General features: G+C 60.2%; 15 protein-coding genes. 2 read left to right on the forward strand and 13 right to left on the reverse strand.

The window, feature by feature from the left end; all coding sequences use genetic code 11:
• Positions 1-7 precede the first annotated feature (7 nt).
• From G6N74_RS12595 to G6N74_RS12630, 8 genes are all read right to left on the reverse strand, one after another.
• A complete protein-coding gene (locus G6N74_RS12595; protein ID WP_165117762.1) occupies positions 8-1,402 on the reverse strand; it encodes an FGGY-family carbohydrate kinase in 1,395 nt (464 codons plus the stop codon).
• 9 nt (positions 1,403-1,411) lie between these two features.
• Positions 1,412-2,206 carry a class I fructose-bisphosphate aldolase gene (locus G6N74_RS12600; RefSeq protein WP_165117764.1) on the reverse strand — a complete coding sequence of 265 codons (795 nt, stop codon included), beginning with the start codon at positions 2,204-2,206 and terminating at the stop codon, positions 1,412-1,414.
• A gap of 44 nt (positions 2,207-2,250) precedes the next feature.
• Positions 2,251-3,279 carry an alcohol dehydrogenase catalytic domain-containing protein gene (locus G6N74_RS12605; protein WP_205826644.1) on the reverse strand — a complete coding sequence of 343 codons (1,029 nt, stop codon included), beginning with the start codon at positions 3,277-3,279 and terminating at the stop codon, positions 2,251-2,253.
• Positions 3,280-3,396: 117 nt separating this feature from the next.
• Positions 3,397-4,362 (reverse strand): ABC transporter permease, encoded by a 966-nt coding sequence (locus tag G6N74_RS12610; protein ID WP_165117766.1) that lies wholly within the window; start codon positions 4,360-4,362, stop codon positions 3,397-3,399.
• Between the two features lie 18 nt (positions 4,363-4,380).
• The gene (locus G6N74_RS12615; protein WP_165117768.1) at positions 4,381-5,871 is read right to left on the reverse strand and encodes a sugar ABC transporter ATP-binding protein; all 1,491 of its coding nucleotides are present in this window, start codon (positions 5,869-5,871) and stop codon (positions 4,381-4,383) included.
• A gap of 80 nt (positions 5,872-5,951) precedes the next feature.
• Positions 5,952-6,911 carry a substrate-binding domain-containing protein gene (locus G6N74_RS12620; protein ID WP_165117770.1) on the reverse strand — a complete coding sequence of 320 codons (960 nt, stop codon included), beginning with the start codon at positions 6,909-6,911 and terminating at the stop codon, positions 5,952-5,954.
• A gap of 269 nt (positions 6,912-7,180) precedes the next feature.
• Entirely contained in the window at positions 7,181-7,948 is a 768-nt protein-coding gene (locus tag G6N74_RS12625; protein WP_165117772.1) for an SDR family oxidoreductase, read from the reverse strand.
• A 114-nt stretch (positions 7,949-8,062) separates the two neighbouring features.
• On the reverse strand, positions 8,063-8,833 hold the full coding sequence (locus G6N74_RS12630; RefSeq protein WP_165117774.1) for a GntR family transcriptional regulator: 771 nt from the start codon (positions 8,831-8,833) through the stop codon (positions 8,063-8,065).
• A 234-nt stretch (positions 8,834-9,067) separates the two neighbouring features.
• Here G6N74_RS12630 and G6N74_RS30495 point away from each other — a divergent pair, with 234 nt between their 5' ends.
• A complete protein-coding gene (locus G6N74_RS30495) occupies positions 9,068-9,457 on the forward strand; it encodes a TetR/AcrR family transcriptional regulator (protein WP_205826645.1) in 390 nt (129 codons plus the stop codon).
• Between the two features lie 189 nt (positions 9,458-9,646).
• On the opposite strand, the gene G6N74_RS12640 is transcribed toward G6N74_RS30495, so the two are convergent.
• Complete coding sequence (locus G6N74_RS12640; RefSeq protein ID WP_165117776.1) at positions 9,647-10,687, reverse strand: nucleotidyltransferase family protein; 1,041 nt, start codon at positions 10,685-10,687, stop codon at positions 9,647-9,649.
• 426 nt (positions 10,688-11,113) lie between these two features.
• Between G6N74_RS12640 and G6N74_RS12645 the strand changes: the two genes are divergently transcribed.
• Entirely contained in the window at positions 11,114-13,342 is a 2,229-nt protein-coding gene (locus G6N74_RS12645) for an adenylate/guanylate cyclase domain-containing protein (RefSeq protein WP_165117778.1), read from the forward strand.
• 22 nt (positions 13,343-13,364) lie between these two features.
• On the opposite strand, the gene G6N74_RS12650 is transcribed toward G6N74_RS12645, so the two are convergent.
• The 4 genes from G6N74_RS12650 to G6N74_RS12665 form a co-directional block, all read right to left on the reverse strand.
• Complete coding sequence (locus G6N74_RS12650) at positions 13,365-13,886, reverse strand: YHS domain-containing (seleno)protein (RefSeq protein WP_165117780.1); 522 nt, start codon at positions 13,884-13,886, stop codon at positions 13,365-13,367.
• 45 nt (positions 13,887-13,931) lie between these two features.
• A complete protein-coding gene (locus G6N74_RS12655; RefSeq protein ID WP_165117867.1) occupies positions 13,932-14,489 on the reverse strand; it encodes an ankyrin repeat domain-containing protein in 558 nt (185 codons plus the stop codon).
• Positions 14,490-14,826: 337 nt separating this feature from the next.
• The gene (locus tag G6N74_RS12660) at positions 14,827-16,164 is read right to left on the reverse strand and encodes an HlyD family type I secretion periplasmic adaptor subunit (protein WP_165117782.1); all 1,338 of its coding nucleotides are present in this window, start codon (positions 16,162-16,164) and stop codon (positions 14,827-14,829) included.
• A 13-nt stretch (positions 16,165-16,177) separates the two neighbouring features.
• Positions 16,178-18,280, reverse strand: coding sequence for a type I secretion system permease/ATPase (locus G6N74_RS12665; protein ID WP_446685576.1), 2,103 nt, complete (start codon positions 18,278-18,280; stop codon positions 16,178-16,180).
• Between the last annotated feature and the right edge of the window lie 180 nt (positions 18,281-18,460).

Genomic DNA, 18,460 nt, shown 5'->3' on the forward strand with positions numbered 1-18,460 from the left:
TCTCCCTTCAGCTGCCAGGCAGCCTTGTTTCTTCAGCGCAGCACCTGTCCAGTTGCTGCCGCCATTCACCGTAAATATCGTTATAGATCCGGGTCCATTCTTCCACCGGCTCGACGACCCTTCCCAGCATCGTCATGTGCGGCGCAAAAGAACCTCCCGCACCTTCCGACGCAAGAAGGGCCGCACCAAAGGCCGTCAGCTCTTGCTCGTCCACGGTATGCACCGCTTCTCCGAACACCGAAGCGCGCAGTTGCACCAAAGCACGTGAGCGGGCCCATCCGCCTGTTGCAAACAAAGGGCCGTCAACGGCACCGGCCTGCGCCGCTGCTTCCAGCATGGCCCGTCCGTAGAAACTGCAAGCTTCGAGCGCGGCGCGTTCGCCGATATGCTGGCTTTCTCCCTTGGCGGGCACAGGGATCGATTTCGACGGTCCGCTCGGAAGCGAGGGAAGCGTCAGCGTCTTGGCGAGAGCATTTCGATCGATGCCGAAATTCTCCACCGCCATGGAGAATTCGAAGACGCCCAGACAGGCCAGACCTTTGCCACCACGCACCGGCGTGCCAAAGGCAAGCAGCGGCGAGCGATCCTGCAACCGTCCGGCAGGCGCCTCGGCATAGATGAGATTGGCCGTACCCAGCGAGTCGACACGACGCGACTGGTCCTTGGCCAGGATGACCGCCGCGGCGATCGGATGATCGTGCCCGCCGGCAATGACAAGCGTATCCGCATCCGCTGCTCCGCTGCCACGCAGGGCACCGTGGCGAACGGTGCCGACCACCGCTCCGGCAGCAAGCACCGGCGGCAGGGCAGGCGCGCCGGCTGCCGCAAGCAGATCAGGAATGAAGGCGCGCGTCTCCAGGCTGTAGCAGGCCGTGCGAACCGCGAGCGTCTCGCTCATGAACGGCTCGCCGGTCCAGGCGACTGCCGGATAATCGGTAATAGCAACCCAGACGGTTGCGCGGTCTAATTCCGTCGGGCGATGGCGGCGCAGCCAAAGCCATTTCGCCGCCGTGCGCGTCGGATCGATGTCGATCCCGGCTTCTTCGCCATGCATGTTGCCGGCACGCAGTTCCGCAGCCTCCGCTTCAGCCCGAAAATCGAACCACGGAATGGCATGGCCGGTCGGCGCGAGCGACGCGTCGAGACCAATGCCATCCTCGCCGATCCCGGCGCAGGCAATGGCTGCAATTGGCTGTCCGCGGCCGACCGCGCGCCAGCCGCGCATGATCATCTCTTCGATATGACGAAGCAACGCCGGCGCGTCGGTCACGGGACCGATCCCGTCCGACGCGCGCGGCGTTGCCACCGTGTCCAGCCACAGGGTGCGCCCTTCCGCGCCGTCGACCAACGCAACCTTGAGATTGGTCGTGCCGATATCGATGCCGCAGAAGAGATCGCCCATGGCTCGGTCTTACCAGTGACGGGTGTAGTTTTCGCGGGTGATCTTCGCCACCTCAGCTATCAGTTCGGCCGCCTCGGCTTCCGGCCGCTGCCAGATCTTTCGGCCGACAACGACGCCCTGGGCACCGGCAGAGATTGCATCCTTGATGTCCTTAATGGTCGATGCGGCATCGCCCGAGAGCGGACCGCCGGCAACGACGATCGGAATGTCCAATTCATCGACCAGCTTGGCGGTCGCGTCAGGGCCCGGGAAGGTGATCTTGATGATGTCGGCTCCCAGGTCGTACCCAACGCGCGCAACCTCCAGTTCCTTCTCGATGATCTCGGGCGAGCGCGGCGTGTTGAGGAATACCGGCTCCACCATGACCGGGATGTGCCACTTGGAAGCTTCGGAGACGACGATACCGATGCGCTGGCAGTATAGCACCTTCTCCGCGTCGGTGACGTTCCACGGCAGGAGCAGCTTTACGCAGTCTACGCCGAGCCGGGCTGCGTCCTCGACGCTCGCAACCAGCGTGCCGGTGCCGGTCTCGACAGCCGAGGTCGGCCAGAACGCATCGATCGCCAGAACACGGGCCATGGCCGGCGCCTTGGCCAGCATGACTTCGGACTGCTTGACGATGCCGGTCGAGACCATGAAGCCGGTGACGTCTTCCTTCAGGAAGCGCTTCATCACCTTCACCGGCGCTTCCAGCGCCTCGACGCGACCCCATACCAGGCCGTGGTCGATAGGGACGATGAGTGCTGCGCGGTCATCGCTGAAAATCCGGTTCATCCGGTAGTTGGTCGAGTAACGGTTAGCCACGGGTAACTCCTGTTGTGGGTCGTGTTGGAATGGTCTTGGGAGGTTCAGTCGAAGACGAGCTGGGTCTTGATTGCATGGCCAGCCGCCATGCTCTCGACGGCGGCGGCGAAATCCCAGATGTTGAAAGGCTCGCCAATCAGGGTTTCCGCCTCTTTTTGGAGGTCAGGCATCAGTTCGGTAGCGGCGGCGAACTTGTCGGCCAACGAGTTGGAACCGACGATCGTGATCTCCTGCTCGTAGACATTGAAGGGGTTGATCGGCACGGTGACGTCCACGTCGTGGACGCCGACCTGAACGAGCGTGCCAGTCTTGTCGACGCAGGTGAGTGCCTGTTTCAGCGCAGGGACAGCGCCCGCCGCCTCGAACACCACATCGAACAATTCATCGCCCAGTGCTGACGGGTCGACCGCCTTGTCGATCCCGATACGGGTTGCGATGGCGCGCTTGGTGGCGACCGGATCTGCCAGCGTGATTTCGCCTGCGCCCATCTTTCGCGATGCCAGCGCGATCAGCATTCCCATCGTGCCGCCGCCAAGCACGAGGACACGGCGATCGCGCAACCGTCCGGCGGTCTCGACCGCATGAATCGCGCAGGCCAGCGGCTCGATCAGCGCGGCGACGCCGGCACCGATTTTCTCATTGACGGCGAAGGCGTTCCTGGCCGGAACCGCCACATATTCCGCTGCCGCACCGGCGCGGCCAACCCCTATCGGGCTGAGGTGAAGGCACAAATTGGGCCGGCCGGCCCGGCACCAGCGGCACTCGCCGCAGACCACGTTCGGATCAACCGCGACAAAGTCGCCTTCACGGACGCCCTTCGTGCCCTGCCCGACAGCGACCACGTGGCCCGAAAACTCATGGCCCGGTGTGACCGGATAGCAAGTGCCGGGAAAGCCGTGATGCAGGATGTGCAGATCGGTGCCGCAGATGCCGCAGGCGCGCGGCCGAACCAGGATCTCGCCCTGCTTGAGCGCAGGTACCCGTGCCTCGATCACATCGATGGCGTGATCCTCGGTAATGCGGATCGCCCTCATGGTTTTTGCACCGTCGAAAAGCGTATCGAGTGCGGTCATCCGTTTCTCCTTCCATTCTGTCCGGCGTTAGGCATCGTGTCCGTATTGTACGTACATGATGTGACGTGACTAGTCTCTATGGCTGCCGAAAGATACATCCTGGGTTCCTTCGCGGCGCTAGCGCTTGCGCCGCAGCAGATCAATGAGAATGGCGACGAGCACGACCACGCCGACGATGACGCGCTGCCAGTAGCCGGAAATATTAAGAAGCACGATGCCGTTACCCAGCACTGCCATGAGCAGCGCGCCGGCAACGGTGCCGGAGATCGTGCCCTGGCCGCCGCGCAGCGACACGCCACCGATGATCGAGGCCGTGATGGCAGGCATCAGCCAACCCTCACCGACTGACGGCTGACCGGAATCCAGGCGACTGGCGTAGAGGATGCCGGCGAGCGCCGCCAGCATACCCGACAGGCCAAACACCAGCATCTCGATGCGCTTGACCGGAATGCCGACCAGGACGGCTGCAGGGCGATTGCCGCCGATTGCATAGATGTTGCGGCCGAAGCGGGTGCGATTGAGCACGAAAGCAAGCACGATCGCGAGCAGGATGAAGATCAGGACGGGCACCGGAACGCCGAAAATGTCTCCTTTGCCGAACCATCCGAACACTGGCCCCAGCGGACGGATCGGGTTGCCCTGGGTGATTACCAGCGTCGCGCCGGCGAAAATCTCCCAGGAGGCCAGCGTGACGATGAACGGGTTCAGCCGGGCATAGGCGACGAGCGCCCCGTTGATCGTGCCGAGCGCGAAGCCAAACAGGCAGGTCAGCGGAATGACGAGATAGGGATGCACGCCGAGCGAGGTTAGAAGCAGCGCGCCGAAGATCGCAGACAGGCCCGCTCCCGCGCCGACCGAAAGATCGATACCGCCTATCAGCAGCACCAGCGTTTGGCCGAGCGCAATGATGCCGACGAATGAGGCCTGCCGGATCACCACGGTCATGTTGTAGCTGGTTGCGAAAGTGTCGACCGATAGCGTCAGGAAGACGCATAACAGCAGAAGTGCTGCCACGATGCCGATGGCCTCGAAGCGGCCTATCATGCTCGACAGTCTTGCGAAATTACTTTGCGATTGGCTCATGTGATTTCGATTCCCGTATCAGCTCATCGCCACGGCAAGCAGGCTTTCCTGCGTCGCGCCTTCGGTCGGCACGATGCCGCGCACCTTCCCCTCGTGCATCAGCACGACGCGGTCGGATACGTCGATGATTTCTTGGAGTTCGGACGATATGTAGACGACCGACAGGCCGCCCTGCGCAAGTTCGCGCAGCAGTTTCTGGATCTCGCGCTTGGCGTTGACGTCGATACCACGCGTCGGCTCGTCGAGAATGAGGATGCGGCAGTGGCTCATCAGCCAGCGCGACAAGATCGCCTTCTGCTGATTGCCGCCGGACAGGTTCGAGATCAGCTGGTGCGGCGAGTTCACCTTGATCGGGATGCTGCGGATATATTCCTCCGCCGCGCCGACAACCTTCAGCCAGCTTATGCCGGTCCAGTTCGCGAAGGCACCGAGGTTCGGCATCGCGATGTTCTCAGCCACGCTCAGCTGCGGAAAGATGCCATCATGCTTGCGCTCTTCGGGCAGATAAACCAGCCCGGCACGGATCGCGTCAGCGGGTGCGGAGAAATTCTCGACCTTGCCGAACACCTCGACCCGTCCGGCGTCTCGCGGCTTGTCGCCAAACAGGCAGCGCGCCATTTCAGAGCGGCCCGAACCGATCAGCCCGCCAATGGCGAGGATCTCGCCACGCTTCAGGTCGAACGAGATGTTGTCGAACTCGTCGCGGCGGCTCAGGCCTTCGACCTTCAGGACGATCTCGTCAGAAATTTTTGCCGGAATCTGGTGACGCAGATCGAGGTCGGCGACTTCGCGGCCGGCCATGGCCTGGATCATTTCGTCCTTGCTGGTCTTTGCCGGGTCCAGCTCGGTCACGAACCGCCCGTCCCGCAGCACGGTGATACGGTCGGAGAGTTCCAGGATCTCGCCAAGCCGGTGCGAGATGTAGAGGATCAGGCCACCTTCGCTGCGGAAGCGTTTGATGAAGTCAAAGAGACGGGCCGATTCCTTCAGCGTCAGCGCGGCGGTCGGTTCGTCGAAGATCAGCAGCCGCGCGCCGGTTGCAGTGGCGCGCGCGATCTGCACGAGCTGCTGCTGCGCGACGGTCACGTCGCCAGCCCTGGCATCCGGATCGATGTCGGGGTCGAGCGCTTGCAGATGCCTGATGGCCTCAGCGCGCGTCGCCTTCCAGCTGACGACACCGCCGGTCGCACGCTGGCGCCCCAGCATCACGTTCTCGGCGACGGACAGGGCGGGAGCGAGCAGGATTTCCTGCGGCGCGATGGCGATGCCCATATGCTGCGCTTCCATGGGAGAGCCGAAACGCACGGCCTTTCCGTCCACGCGGATCTCGCCGCTACTGACGGAATGGTTGCCGCAGATGATGTTCATCAGCGTCGACTTGCCGGCACCGTTCTCGCCGATCACGGCATGAACTTCGCCAGCCTTGGCGGTCAACGATACGTCACGGAGCGCGACGACCGAGCCGAAGGTCTTCGAAACGTTGCGAACTTCGAGCTGAGAGACGAGCATTGAACTACCAGTGGTCATTCAGATCCGGCCGGCCGGGACAATCGGCCCCGGCCGGCCGCTCCTGGGAGAAACGAACAGCATTACTTGGAGAAGGTTTCCTTGGTCATCACAACCGAACCGGTCGGGTGATCCATCGGAATGGTGTGGTTCTGGTTCATGGCGACCAGATACTTCACCGCCCAGTATCCGATTTCCCACTGACGCTGCGACTTCACGCCAACGACGACACCGTCCTGGATCAGCTGAACGGTTTCCGGCAAGGCGTCCATGCCGACGACGAGAGTCTTGCCCGTCAAGTTGGCTGCCTGAACGGCACGGCCTGCGCCGATCGGAGCCGAAGCATTGGCGCCGAACATGCCGGCAAGATCCGGATTGGCCTGCAATGCGTTCTCGGTCAGCGTGACGGCAGTTTCCAGGCTGTCATTATCAGGCTGTTCGAAGACGATCTGGATATCGGGATGCTTCTTGGCCATCTCGTCCTTGAAGCCGACGACACGGGCAACATGGTTCGGCGCCGTCAGGCTGCCGGAAAGAATGCCGACCTTGCCCTTGCCGCCGAGCTTGTCTGCCAGGAAGTTCGCGAGGTCGCGACCATCCTGCTCGTCGAGCCGGTGACCGACAAACGGGTATTTCGGGTCGCAGGCGGTGTCGAAAGTGATCACATTGAGCTTGTTTGCGATCGCTTCATCGATGAGGGAGATGTTCGTCGCCGGGTCAAGGCAGGATACGGCGAGGCCGTCCGGTGCGCGGCCAATATCGGTCTCTATGCGGCGGTTGTGCTCATCAACGTCAGCCTGGGGCGGAGCGTCCCAGACATACGCGATCTCGATGCCGGCCTTCTTGTATTCCTCCACGGCGAACTTCACGCCGTTCTCCAGCTCTTCGTACCAGGGATGAATGAGTTTCGGGATGAAGATGAAGGTGAGCTTCTTATCGATCGGCTTCACCAGATCGACCTGCTTGTATTCCTGCGCCTGCGCGCCAAAGGCGAGACCAGCAGCGAGCAACGCCGCAGTGACACCCGTTTTCCAGTTTAGCATAGTTCCTCCACTTGGGCGCCGAATGCGCCTTGAGACCACAGCATAAAATCGGGCGAAGCCTGCGGGCACGCGCGGGCCAAGGGGCCGCCCCGGACGAAGCCGGCCGCGCGTCTTGATGCTGCACTCCTCCACCACAAGCCGGACCTGAGCATCGAGCCGAACCTCCCGCCGGCTGTTGTCCATCTTGTAGGTACAAGACCTACCAGACGTACTTTAAACCCGCAAGTATGACTCAACAATTTTGTGACTCCGGGCAGTTCGGCTCCCCATCACCAGACGATGAAGCCGCCGTCGACGATCAGATCGATGCCGGTGACGAAGGAGGACGCCTGCGATGCGAGAAACACAGCCGGGCCGATCATCTCATCCGGGCTCGCGGAGCGCTGCATCGGCGTGTCGCCTTCGAATATCTTCATCTGGTCGGCAACCTCGGGGCGGATGTTCATCGGCGTGCGGGTGTAGCCCGGGCTGATGACGTTGACGCGAATGCCGCGGTCGGCCCATTCCATGGCAAGGCTCTTCGACATCTGGATCACAGCCGACTTGGACGAGTTGTAATGGACCTGGTTGATGCCGCGATTGACGATGGTGCCCGAGATCGACGCGATGTTGATGATCGTGCCCTTGCCCCGAGGCAGCATCACCCTGCCTTCGGCCTGGCAGCAAAGGAAGACGCCGACGACATTGACATCATAGAGGCGGTGCCATTGTTCGAGCGTCAGGTTCTCAGCCTTCTCAGCGAATGCAACACCGGCGTTGTTGACCGCAATCGTTATCGGGCCGAGTTCGGCCTCCACCTGGTCGATTGCACGGTTGATATCGTCCTTCTCGGTCACCGACCCGCTCACCACCAGGGCCCGGCGGCCCATGGCGGTGATCTTTCTGGCCGTTTCGGCGAGTCCACTCGCTTTGCTTTCGCGACCAAACAGCGCCACGTCGGCTCCTGCCTCGGCCATGCCGAGTGCAATGCTCTGGCCAATGCCGCTCCCCGCACCGGTTACGAAGGCAATGTCGCCGTTGAGTTCAAAGAGTTTCATGCTTTCCTCCAGATAAAAGACACGACCGCTTGTTCCGCCGAACCAGATTGGTCGGGCGGCCTTACCGGCCAGATATGAAATTTGGACGCCTCGCCTGCACGAAGCGCCGCAAGGTCAGCCGTCGGCGGCCTTCGCCACGACGCTTACTTTCACCACATCGCTGCGCAGCCATGAGGTGTAGTAATCGAAAACGCGCTCATCCAGCCCCCACGATTCCGAGGTGACCAGCAGCAGTGGCGCACCGCGCTTGACACCAAGCCGCTCCGCCTGCTCCTCGCTTGCAGCCACCGCCTCGACGTTACGCCGCGCGCCATAGACCCGGTAGCCCGCCTCGCGCAGCACCTTGTTGAGGGAGCCGCGGTTCTGCATGACCTCGCTGGCCTCCACGATGGGCTTCAGGTCCGGCAGCAGATAGTTGATCGAATACATAGCCATCTTGCCGTCGAGACGACGCTCGCGACGCAGCTCATAAACCTTCTCGCCGGCGGCCAGGCCAAGCGATTGGCAAACCTCGCGCGGCGCAGGGCGCAGGTCGGAGAACAGAACCCGCGTTTCCACGCTCTCGTGCTCATGATCGACCTTGCCTTCAAAGAAGCCTTCCGCCACCTGCAACAGCCACCCGGACGACTTGGGGCTCGCCACGAAGGCGCCACGACGCGGCACCATCCTGACGATGCCGCGATCCTGCAGGCTGCGAAGCGTCTCGCGGACGGTCGAACGAGCCAGATCGAAGCTGCGGCAAAGTTCGGTTTCGCTCGGCAGCCGGTCGCCGGGGCCGAACCGCCCCGACTCAATTTGCGCTTCCACAAGCCTCGACAGCTGAAGATAGTAAGGCTCAGGTGAGGATCGATCGATCCTCCCAGCGATTCCGACGGATTCGTGCATGGTTTTGTCCGCTATGTAGGTACAAAATCACTAACACCTCTTCTCGTTCTGATCAATCCGCCCCGATCGAGAACCCAAATCCTCCGGCCCGCCGTCTAAAAATGGCAAGCAACTCTCCGGCACCGAACGAGCGAAAGGCGGGCGTCCGTCCAAGCGCGCGGTTGAAGAGCTCAATCGGCGAATTCTTGATACGGCGGCTGGACTCTTCGCATCACAAGGGTTCGCGGCACCTCGATGGAGCAGGTGGCTGCCGCCTGTGGCGCCGGCAAAGATACCATTTACCGTCGCTATCCGTCCAAGACAGCCCTGTTCAAGGTGCTGATGGACGGCTTGCAGTCGCAGGTGCTCGGTGAACTGGATGAAATCATGAGCGCCGGCGGAACATCGTCGCAACGGCTTCGACGCTTCGCGAGAACGCTGCTTTCGATCAATCTGAGGCCACAGATGATTGCTCTCAATCGGGTCACGTTGGGAGAGGCTGTGGCATTTGGGGGCGTACAACCGACGCCGGCACCCCAAGATCCGATAATGATCCGCTTCACAGTCTTGGTGAAGCAGGCCCAAGCGGACCATGCTGGGGGAGCGCCGCTTTTCCGATCTCGCAGAAGAAGAGTGCTATTTTGATCAGGCGCTCGAGTTATTTCTGCAGGGCGCCGCGCAACCCGGAACCGTCTTGATTTCATGCGGCTCACCCGGAGATCGCAGTCTGCAGGGTGCCTATGTCGCAACATGTGGCCGCAGGGTCAGCCATCCTTTGTCACTGCACGGAGGTCTCAGGCGTGGCCATCATCTATCGTTTGGTACCGTGGTTACCTATACAAGACCGTATTCGGCAGGATTCCGCTCTAGTTTCCGAATGCCACTGGCAAGCGCAGACTGAATTTTTTCGCGAATATTATCGTCGATCTGCGACATGCTTTTACGAATCGCTTCCTGCCACGCAGTGCCGCGATCGCAGGCTTCCATGAACCCATCTGCCAGGTCTTCCGATTGCCGTTGCTCAATCATGACTTCCATAATGGTTGCAGCCTGCGCCCGATCCTTGCGGCTCTTGGCCGTACCGTCGTTGTCCGTCCGTCGACGGCTGGCAATAATGAGTTTGTGGATTGCATACCTTTCGGGTGAAGGGATGTTCACGGGTACTTCTGCTCCGTGCAGCAGAACTGCCCGGATCGGCTGATAGGTAAGATAATCGAGGAAACGCAATGGTTGCGCCGAGGCACCTCCGAGCGCTGGCATTGGAGTAGGGCGGCCACCATAATTGTCTGATCCCGTATTCGGGGTCAGGAATTCGACCTTGTAGCCGGAACGTGTTGAAAACTGCGTCGTGAAACGACTGTCAGCCTGATGCGGGATCTCCCGGAAAGTCGGATCGACTGTCCTCAGCGTTTCCAGCACGGGCGGCATTTGATCTCCGACAGCCACGGAGATCGAATGAAACTGTGCGAAGTCGGCATCTCCGGTAACCATTGATGCACTAGGGAGGCGGACACCAAGGACAGCCGGGTAGCACTGATAGGCAACGGTGCCGACCAGGACCCCTCGAAGTCTGAAGAACCCGGCTGCAGCGAGCGCTTGAACGATGTCGCCAGTCTTTCCTTCTGGCCGCGGTAGATATGCCTCACGTACAAGTGTTGAGACCAGTTTCCGCCTTTCGCGGATATCAGCCTTTAAATCCTTGAAGTTTTCGACCCGCTTTGTGATCTCAGGGTCATCGACAGGGCCGACATATGTCCGTTTCTTGCTGCCCTCACCGTCCGGAAGATCAAAATACCAATAACGGCGACGCCGCACTTCTGCCGTGATAAACCGGCCGTTGACATTGAATTCCGAAGAGAACGCAGCATCCAGCATTGTTCGCAGTAACCATTCTGAGTCCCGCGCTGCATCTTATGCGGCCTTTCGGGCACAAAGCACGCATACGACAACGCAATAGCATGGTTTCCATTTCGAACCGAAGTCAGAGTCGTGCCTCTAAGCTGATATCGGAAACGCGTATCATTGAACGACTGAAATGGGCTGTATGCTGACCGGCCGCTGTCGGGCGGACTGCGCGGAGACGATACGCCTTCACCACACGCTTGGCGCGAAGGTGATTGAGACTACCCAGATTACGCGATAGCCCTCGAAGTCGAGGTCACCAGTGAAAGCAATCTTCGGACCCAGCAAGATGAATCTTGTTATTGCGTCGACGAAAACCAGTTTGGAGCCAACGTTCTTGATCGACTGTGTGGATTTTCCACCAACCCTCGGATAATCTCTTCCTAAGGGAGATCAAGCATGGAACGTCGGCTGGCCGCGGTCCTTGCCTTCGACATGGTTGGCTATTCTCGCCTTATGGGCGCGGACGAGCGGGGCACCTTAGCGGCTCAACGGCGGCACCGCAGAAGGCTCTTCAATCCTCGGGCGGGCCAATATCACGGTCGCATTTTCAAGTTTACGGGTGATGGTGCGCTCATAGAGTTCGCCAGTGTGGTCGATTCGGTCTGCTTCGCGGTCGAAATGCAATTGGCGCTTCGCGAAGAGAACGCCGAGGTCCCTGAAGACAGGCAATATCGCTACAGGATCGGCATCAACATCGGCGATATTATCCCCGATGACGGAGACGTATTCGGCGATGGTGTGAACGTCGCGGCGCGGCTTCAGGAACTGGCCGATCCCGGAGGGATATGCCTGTCCGGTTCGGCCTTTGAGCAAGTCCGGGGCAAGCTCGATCTTATCTTCGAACATCTCGGCGAAAAGCAGGTCAAAAACATCGCTGAGCCAGTAACGGTCTATCGGGTTCTGCTCGACGACAAGGCGGCGGCCCTGGCAACCCCGATCGCCCCCGAAACGTCTGCTGTTTTGACGAGCCGCAACAAAGCGGCCGTTACGGTTGCCTTCCTGCTGCTTGCTGTTGCGGGCGCCGCGCTCTGGTGGCAACCGTGGACGCTCACACAACCGTCGAAGCAGACCGAGCGGTTCGCTTATCCGCTGCCGGACAAGCCTTCAATCGCCGTACTGCCCTTTATCAATGTCAGCGGCGACACACAGCATGATCACCTTGCGGAGGGCCTGACAGACGACCTCATAACAGAATTGTCGAAGGTTTCCGGCCTGTTTGTGATTGCGCGTCATTCTGTTTTTGCGGTTCAGGCTACGGACGGCAAGATCCAGGATGTGGCCGCGGAGCTCGGCGTTCACTACGTCTTGGAAGGCACGCTGCAAAGGGCCACGTCAAGGCTGCGGATCAACGTCAAGCTGATCGACGCGCTCACCGGGCTCTCACTTTGGGCCGAGCGCTATGATCGCCAGTACACGGATCTTTTTGCGGTTCAGGACGACGTCATCAGCAAGATCATTTCGGCACTGGCCGTCAAGCTGAGCGAAGGCGAGCGCGATCAACTGGCGCGAATTCCCACCGATAATCTGGAAGCCTACGACTACTTTTTGCGCGCTGAGCAGGAGGGCTTTCTTTACAGCGACGTCGAGACCTATCGTCGGACACTGTCCTACTACCAGAAGGCGATCGATCTGGATCCCGGATTTGCCGACGCACATGCCGGTATCGCCCGGATCGCCGTAGACGTCTGGCGCAACGACTACAATTATCTCTGGTCGGCTGCGGTGGCGCGAAAGATAGCCTATGACGCCGCCGGGCAAGCCTTGAAGCTGGATCCCAACAATGCCCGTGCCCATACGGTCCTGGCGCTGCTTCAACTGGTCGACGGCCGGGGGGCGGAGGCGAGAGATTCCGCGAACCGGGCGGTGGCCGCCCAGCCGAGCGATGCGGAGGCATTCGGCAACCTGGCCCTGATTCTGGCTCACACCGGCAGCCGCGAACAGGCAGTCACGGAAATGGACAAGGCCTTGCGCCTCGATCCTTCACCGCCGCCGAGCTTCCAGTTGCTGGCGGGCGTTGTCTTCTATACAGCGCACGAAAACGGGCGGGCGATCCCCCTGATCGAATCTGCGCGCGATGCGCTGCCCAATGTAGAACCAGCGCGGGAATATCTGGCCGCAGCCTATGTCGACCAGGGCGACCAAAAGCGCGGAGAGCAGGAGGCGCTGGAATTGCTCAAACTGTTTCCGGACAGCAATCTGACCTATTACGGCTACCTGTATGATTACTGGCGCAAGGACGATCTTAGCCATCATCTGACTGGTCTGAGGGCGGCAGGCGTTCCCGAATGGCCGTTCGGGTTTAAGGGAGCAGAGAGCGACCAGGTCGGCGGTACGGAACTTCGCAGCTTTGTGACCGACAAGACGTGGACCGGACGGCACAAGAACGGCACCGAATTCATCCAGTATTTCGACAAAGCCGGAAACACCGCCTATCGTAGCGCCAACACGAACATCACCGGTATCATAGAGGTTCGGGACAACCGTCTCTGCGAGAAGTTCACCGGCTATTTCCTGGATCGCATGGTGTGCGGGTACGTCTACCGCAACACGAGCCAGGAGCAGCGTGACGCCGAATATGTTCACGTCACGCCCCGGGCTCTAATGTACTTTTCTCTTGGCCAGTGACAGGCGGTCGCGGTGTCCGGCGTCAATTGGGGGACTGCTGCCAGTTCTTCTCCAGCTTTTCAGAAACCAGCGTGTTCTCGACCTCTGACCAGTGTTTCTGTGAGTCGACAACCTTGGTTGGGTTCTTTTCAAAACCGTCGGCTGCCCCTGGATCATAGCTTATATAGAGCTTGCCTTCGATGATCCGCCAGGCTTTCGGGTCTATATTGGTCGTGACCGTTCCAAACGAGACGCCGTCGGCGCAATAGCCACCGTATTGCGGGGCATATTTGGCTGGCTCCTTTTCGAAAAGATCGCGATTTTCAGCACTCGCGAAATGCCAGGTCGCGCCCAGCCAGTGGTAGGAATATTTTGCAGACCCTTCCACGGCCTGGTTCTGGGTGAAATAGGCAACAGGGTCGTAACCCTTGATTGCAACGTCACCGAAGTAGCCAGTGTTGACAAAATCTTCGGCCACAGCGGTCTGGGCGAACGAGAGCAGGACTGAAGCGGCACTTGCGGCCGCGGCAATCCGAACCGCTCGTTTCCACCTATGATTAAACATGCCAATTCCTCCGTTTTCCGGGCAGAGCCTTGCCGCAACCGGACGTCATTTTCGCTTGGTGCATTCCTCATAAAGCCATTTGCCGACAAGATCGGCTTTCTGGCAGGAAGCACCCGCTTTCATCAGCAGGCTTGCGGCATCCCAATGCTCGCGCCATCCAGCTTGGGTTAGAGGCGTATAGCCGTTCCTTTCCTTCGCTTCGATCTCTGCCTTGTTGGCCAACAGGAATGCGACAACGTCCGCGTGGCCTTCTTCGGCTGCGGCATGCAGAGCGGACATATGGTAGAAATTCTTTGCGTCGTTGACTGGCGCACCCTTTGCCACCAGCAGTTCAACGACCTCGAGGCTTCCCCCATAAGCTGCTGCGTGCAGCGCAGTCAGTCCGCCTTTGTTGCGAATGTGAATATCGGATCCGTTTTCCAGCAGGAGGGCGACAATTTCGGCATGACCGGCCAGCGACGCAATCAGCAACGCCGGTTCGCCCGCTGTATCGAGTTCTGCGACGTCGGCGCCCTGATCCAGCAGTTGTTTCGTGCGTTCGACATCACCGTCTCTGACTGCATCGTGCATGGCACCGGCCGATGCGACTGCAGTACCCAGCATCAAACAGAAAACAGAAGCGCAAAGATAATTCACTGCAAACTCCCATTGAACAGCGGTTCATCGGCCTTCCGGCCGGTTGCCCTCACAACGTGGTCTTGCAAAATATTGCCAACAGCTTCTTCAAAAGACCCGCTGGCATTGGATGCCGAATGCGTTTTCGCCCCGGGACCAAACGGCGCGCATTGAGCGACCATAGGAAATACCGCAAATCGAATGTGGCGACCCTAATCTATGTAATCAGATTGCCGCGATCTGCCGGTTGGTGCTGCGCGACAAAGCCACCAACGAAGGAGAGTAACGAACATCGCAATTCGTTGCTCTGCCGACGATCCCTGTCTCACTGTTCCATGAAAGCGCGAGACATGCTGTCGGTGACCGGCTTGGCGAGATAGGAGAAAAACGTCCGCTCGGCAGTCTGAATCATTATTTCCACGGGCATACCCGGCGTAGGAGAGAATCCGGGGACCCTCGACAATTCGCTGACGGCAAGTTTGACGCGGGCCAGGTAGACTTCACGGTTTTGATCGCCGCTGGTATCCGGCAAGGAATCCGCCGAGACGTAGTAGACCTCGCCGTTCAGCACCGGCGTCGTGCGGCGATTGAGTGCGATCAGTTGAATGGTGGCTTTCTGTCCAACCCTGACAGTGTCGATCTCGGTGCGCGGAACCTGTGTTTCTATGACGAGAGGAACATCGGCCGGCAATATCTCCAGGATGCTCTTTCCGCTTTCGATGACACCGCCCGACGTATGGTAGAGCATGCGGACTACCGTACCAGCCACCGGCGCGTGGATCGTGGCCCGATCAAGAACGTTCTCAGCCTCGTGGGATTGCTGCCGAACGCTGTCACGCTCCGCCTCGACGCTTTGCAACTCGTCAAGCGCCGCCTGTTTGTATGCGGCGATGGTCTGCACCACCTGCTGATGGTGCTTGGTGATCTGTGCATTGGTTTCCGAAACTTCCGCCGCAAGCCGGCCCATCTGACCTTCCGCGTCCGCCATCGCGCGCTGAACGGCCTTCAGCTCCGTCTTGCGCAGAAGCCCTTGATCGGAAAGAATTTTCTTGCCGGTGTATTCCTCGTTGAGAAGGCTGAGCTGGCGCTCCATCGAATCCCATTGCTGCTGATAGCCAGTCGCGCGAAATTCAAGCGCCTTTATGTTCTGGTCGAGAAGTCCGATCTCACTGTCGAGCTTGCCCCGCGAAGCTTGAAAGTTGAGTTCCTGACTTGCCATGATCGCGGCAACGTCCTCCTCGGCCCGGTTCTCCTGCATGATTTTGGGAAAGCTCACCTTCGTCATGCCAGCGGCCTCGGCCGACAGCCGCGCGACAATCCCCTCAAGCCGCAACCGGCGCAGAAAAAACTGCCGTTCATTGACGCGAGCCGCCGTCTCATCCAGCCTCAGCAGCGGCTGGTTCACTTTCACCACATCGCCCTCGCTGACCAGCAGCTCCTTGATGATGCCGCCTTCCAGATGCTGGACGATCTTGTTCTGACCAGTTGCGACGAAGCTTCCCTGCGTTATCACCGCGGCCGCGAGCGGCGCCGTTGTCGCCCATGTTCCAAACCCTCCGAAACACAGGGCCAGCAGCGCAAGCCCGGCAAGCGTTTGTTTGCGGATCGAGCGCGGAACGTCCGCGTACCATTCCGGGCTGTTGTGGGCAGCGACATCGGTCATCGATAGATCCCGTTCATTCGAATTGCCTGGCCAGCGGGCCGCCGGCGTTCGGTCCCATGCCGCGCGCAGCCAAGGCCTGCAGAACCTCCTGGCGCAAGCCGAACATGGAGACGGTGCCATTGGTGAGCAGGAGGATCTTGTCGACGCTTCGAAGCAGGGCCGGCCGCTGAGTGATCGTTATGACCGTGATCTTTTCCCGCTTGGCATGGGCCAGCGCTCGCGCAAGCGCGGCGTCGCCGGCGCTATCGAGATTGGAGTTCGGCTCATCGAGGATGACCATGCGAGGGTTGCCGAAAAACGCGCGGGCCAGCGCAATACGCTGCTTCTGGCCGCCGGAAAGCGGCGCGCCGTCGGCAGCGACGAAGGTTTCATACCCTTGCGGGAATGTCGCGATCATCTCATGAACGTCGGCGAGCATCGCTGCCTGATAGATGTCGGCGTCGGTGGCATCGTCGCGCATGCGCGCGATATTCTGCTTGATCGTGGCCGGGAACAGCTGAACGTCCTGCGGCAGATAGCCGATGTTCTCGCCGAATTGCCGCTGGTCCCAGTTGCGCAAATCCATCAGGTCAAGCCGCACATTGCCGGAAGTAGGCAGGATCGAGCCAACGAGCATCTTGCCCAGTGTCGTCTTGCCGGCGCCCGAATTGCCGATGATGGCCAGCGAGTCTCCCGGCGCAAGCGAGAAGGTGATGCCGTTCAGAACCACCCGCTTGGTTCCCTGCGGCACGAACAGCAGGCGCTCGACATCGAGACGCCCTTCGGGGCGCGGCAGGTTGAGACGCTCGAAATTGAGCGGAGACGTCTGGAGCAGTGCTGCGATACGCCCATAGGCGGAGCGCGACAGGATGAACTGGTTCCAGCCTTCGATCGCGCCTTCGATCGGAGCGAGCGCCCTGCCCGCGATGATCGACGCGGCAATGACCATGCCGCCGGTGATCTCTCCTTCGATGGCCAGAAACGCACCCCAGCCGAGCAATGCGACCTGCGTCAGAAGTCGTGAGGCCTTGGATGTCGCCGCCGAAACGATGTTGCGGTCCTGCGCGATCACCTGGGCCCTGAGCGAACCGGCGGTATCCCGGCCCCAGATGCGGACAGCCTCCGGTATCATCGCCAGCGCGTTGATGATCTGCGAGTTGCGCGACATCGAATCCAGATGCAGGTTCGCCTTGCTCTGATGAACGTTGGCTTCGGCAAAAGGTCCCGCGGTCGCCCGCTGGTTGATCATGGTGATCCCCAGCAGGACGATCGCCGATCCGCATACGATGAAGCCGAGATGCGGATGGACGAGAAACACCGCCAGGATGAAGAACGGAACCATCGGTGCGTCCAGGAAGGACAGCAACGTTCCCGACACGAGGAACGAACGAAGCTGCTGAAGATCGCCAAGCGTCTGGTATTCGCGGCCGTTGCTGTGAAGTGCTGCACGCGCCGCGGCACTCAGGATCGGTGCGCCGAGCTGTACTGCGATCTCAACTGCTGTTCGCATCAGTATGAAGCGGCGGATCGCATCGAACATCGCCTGCAGCAAAACGGCGCCTACGATGACAGCCGTCAGCATGACCAGCGTGTTGAGGGACCTGCTGGTCAACACGCGGTCCGAAATCTGAAAGAGATAGATCGGAATAGCCAGCACGAGGATGTTGCTGGCAACCGTGAAAATCATCACGACGAGAAGATTGCCCCGCACCGCCTGCAAGCCGGCCTTCAGGTTTTTCCCGAAATCGATAGGCCCCAGGCGCTTGTGGAAGTGTCCGCCGCCTCGACCGCCATTGTCCGCAGTGCCGGGACCGGACGGCTTGGCATCCACCTTGAGCGGCCCGCGATCAGCCTCGATGGTCAGTGCGGCGGGCGGAATATGTTTCGCCTCCAGAATCTCCGCGCTGTCGGGCTGTACTCGTAGCGCCTGCGGTTCCGCGGCTTCAGCTTGGTCCAGAACCTCGACGACGGCGATCGGCTCGATTGGGGCGGTTTCCGGTTGCTGTTCCTCGGCCTCAATCGGCGGCAACGCAGCAACTTCCAAAGACGCAGTAGCTTCGGACAACGAAAGCGACGCCGAAGCATCGTCAGAGGACGGCGCATCATCGGAAAGCGTGAGCTCGCTGGAAGACTTTATTTCATCCGACGGCGACGGGTCATGGGAAGTTGGTTCAGGATCTGCGCGCTTGATGCCGGAGGCTGCATTCAACTGCGCTATGATTTCATCGAGCCTGGCCAGAGACCGCTCAACGACCTCCTCCTGCTTGTGAAGCCGTTGTGAAAGGACAACTGGCGTGCCGGCCTCGCTTTGTCTCGT

Source organism: Mesorhizobium zhangyense (assembly GCF_011045115.1).
Taxonomy (GTDB): domain Bacteria; phylum Pseudomonadota; class Alphaproteobacteria; order Rhizobiales; family Rhizobiaceae; genus Mesorhizobium_M; species Mesorhizobium_M zhangyense.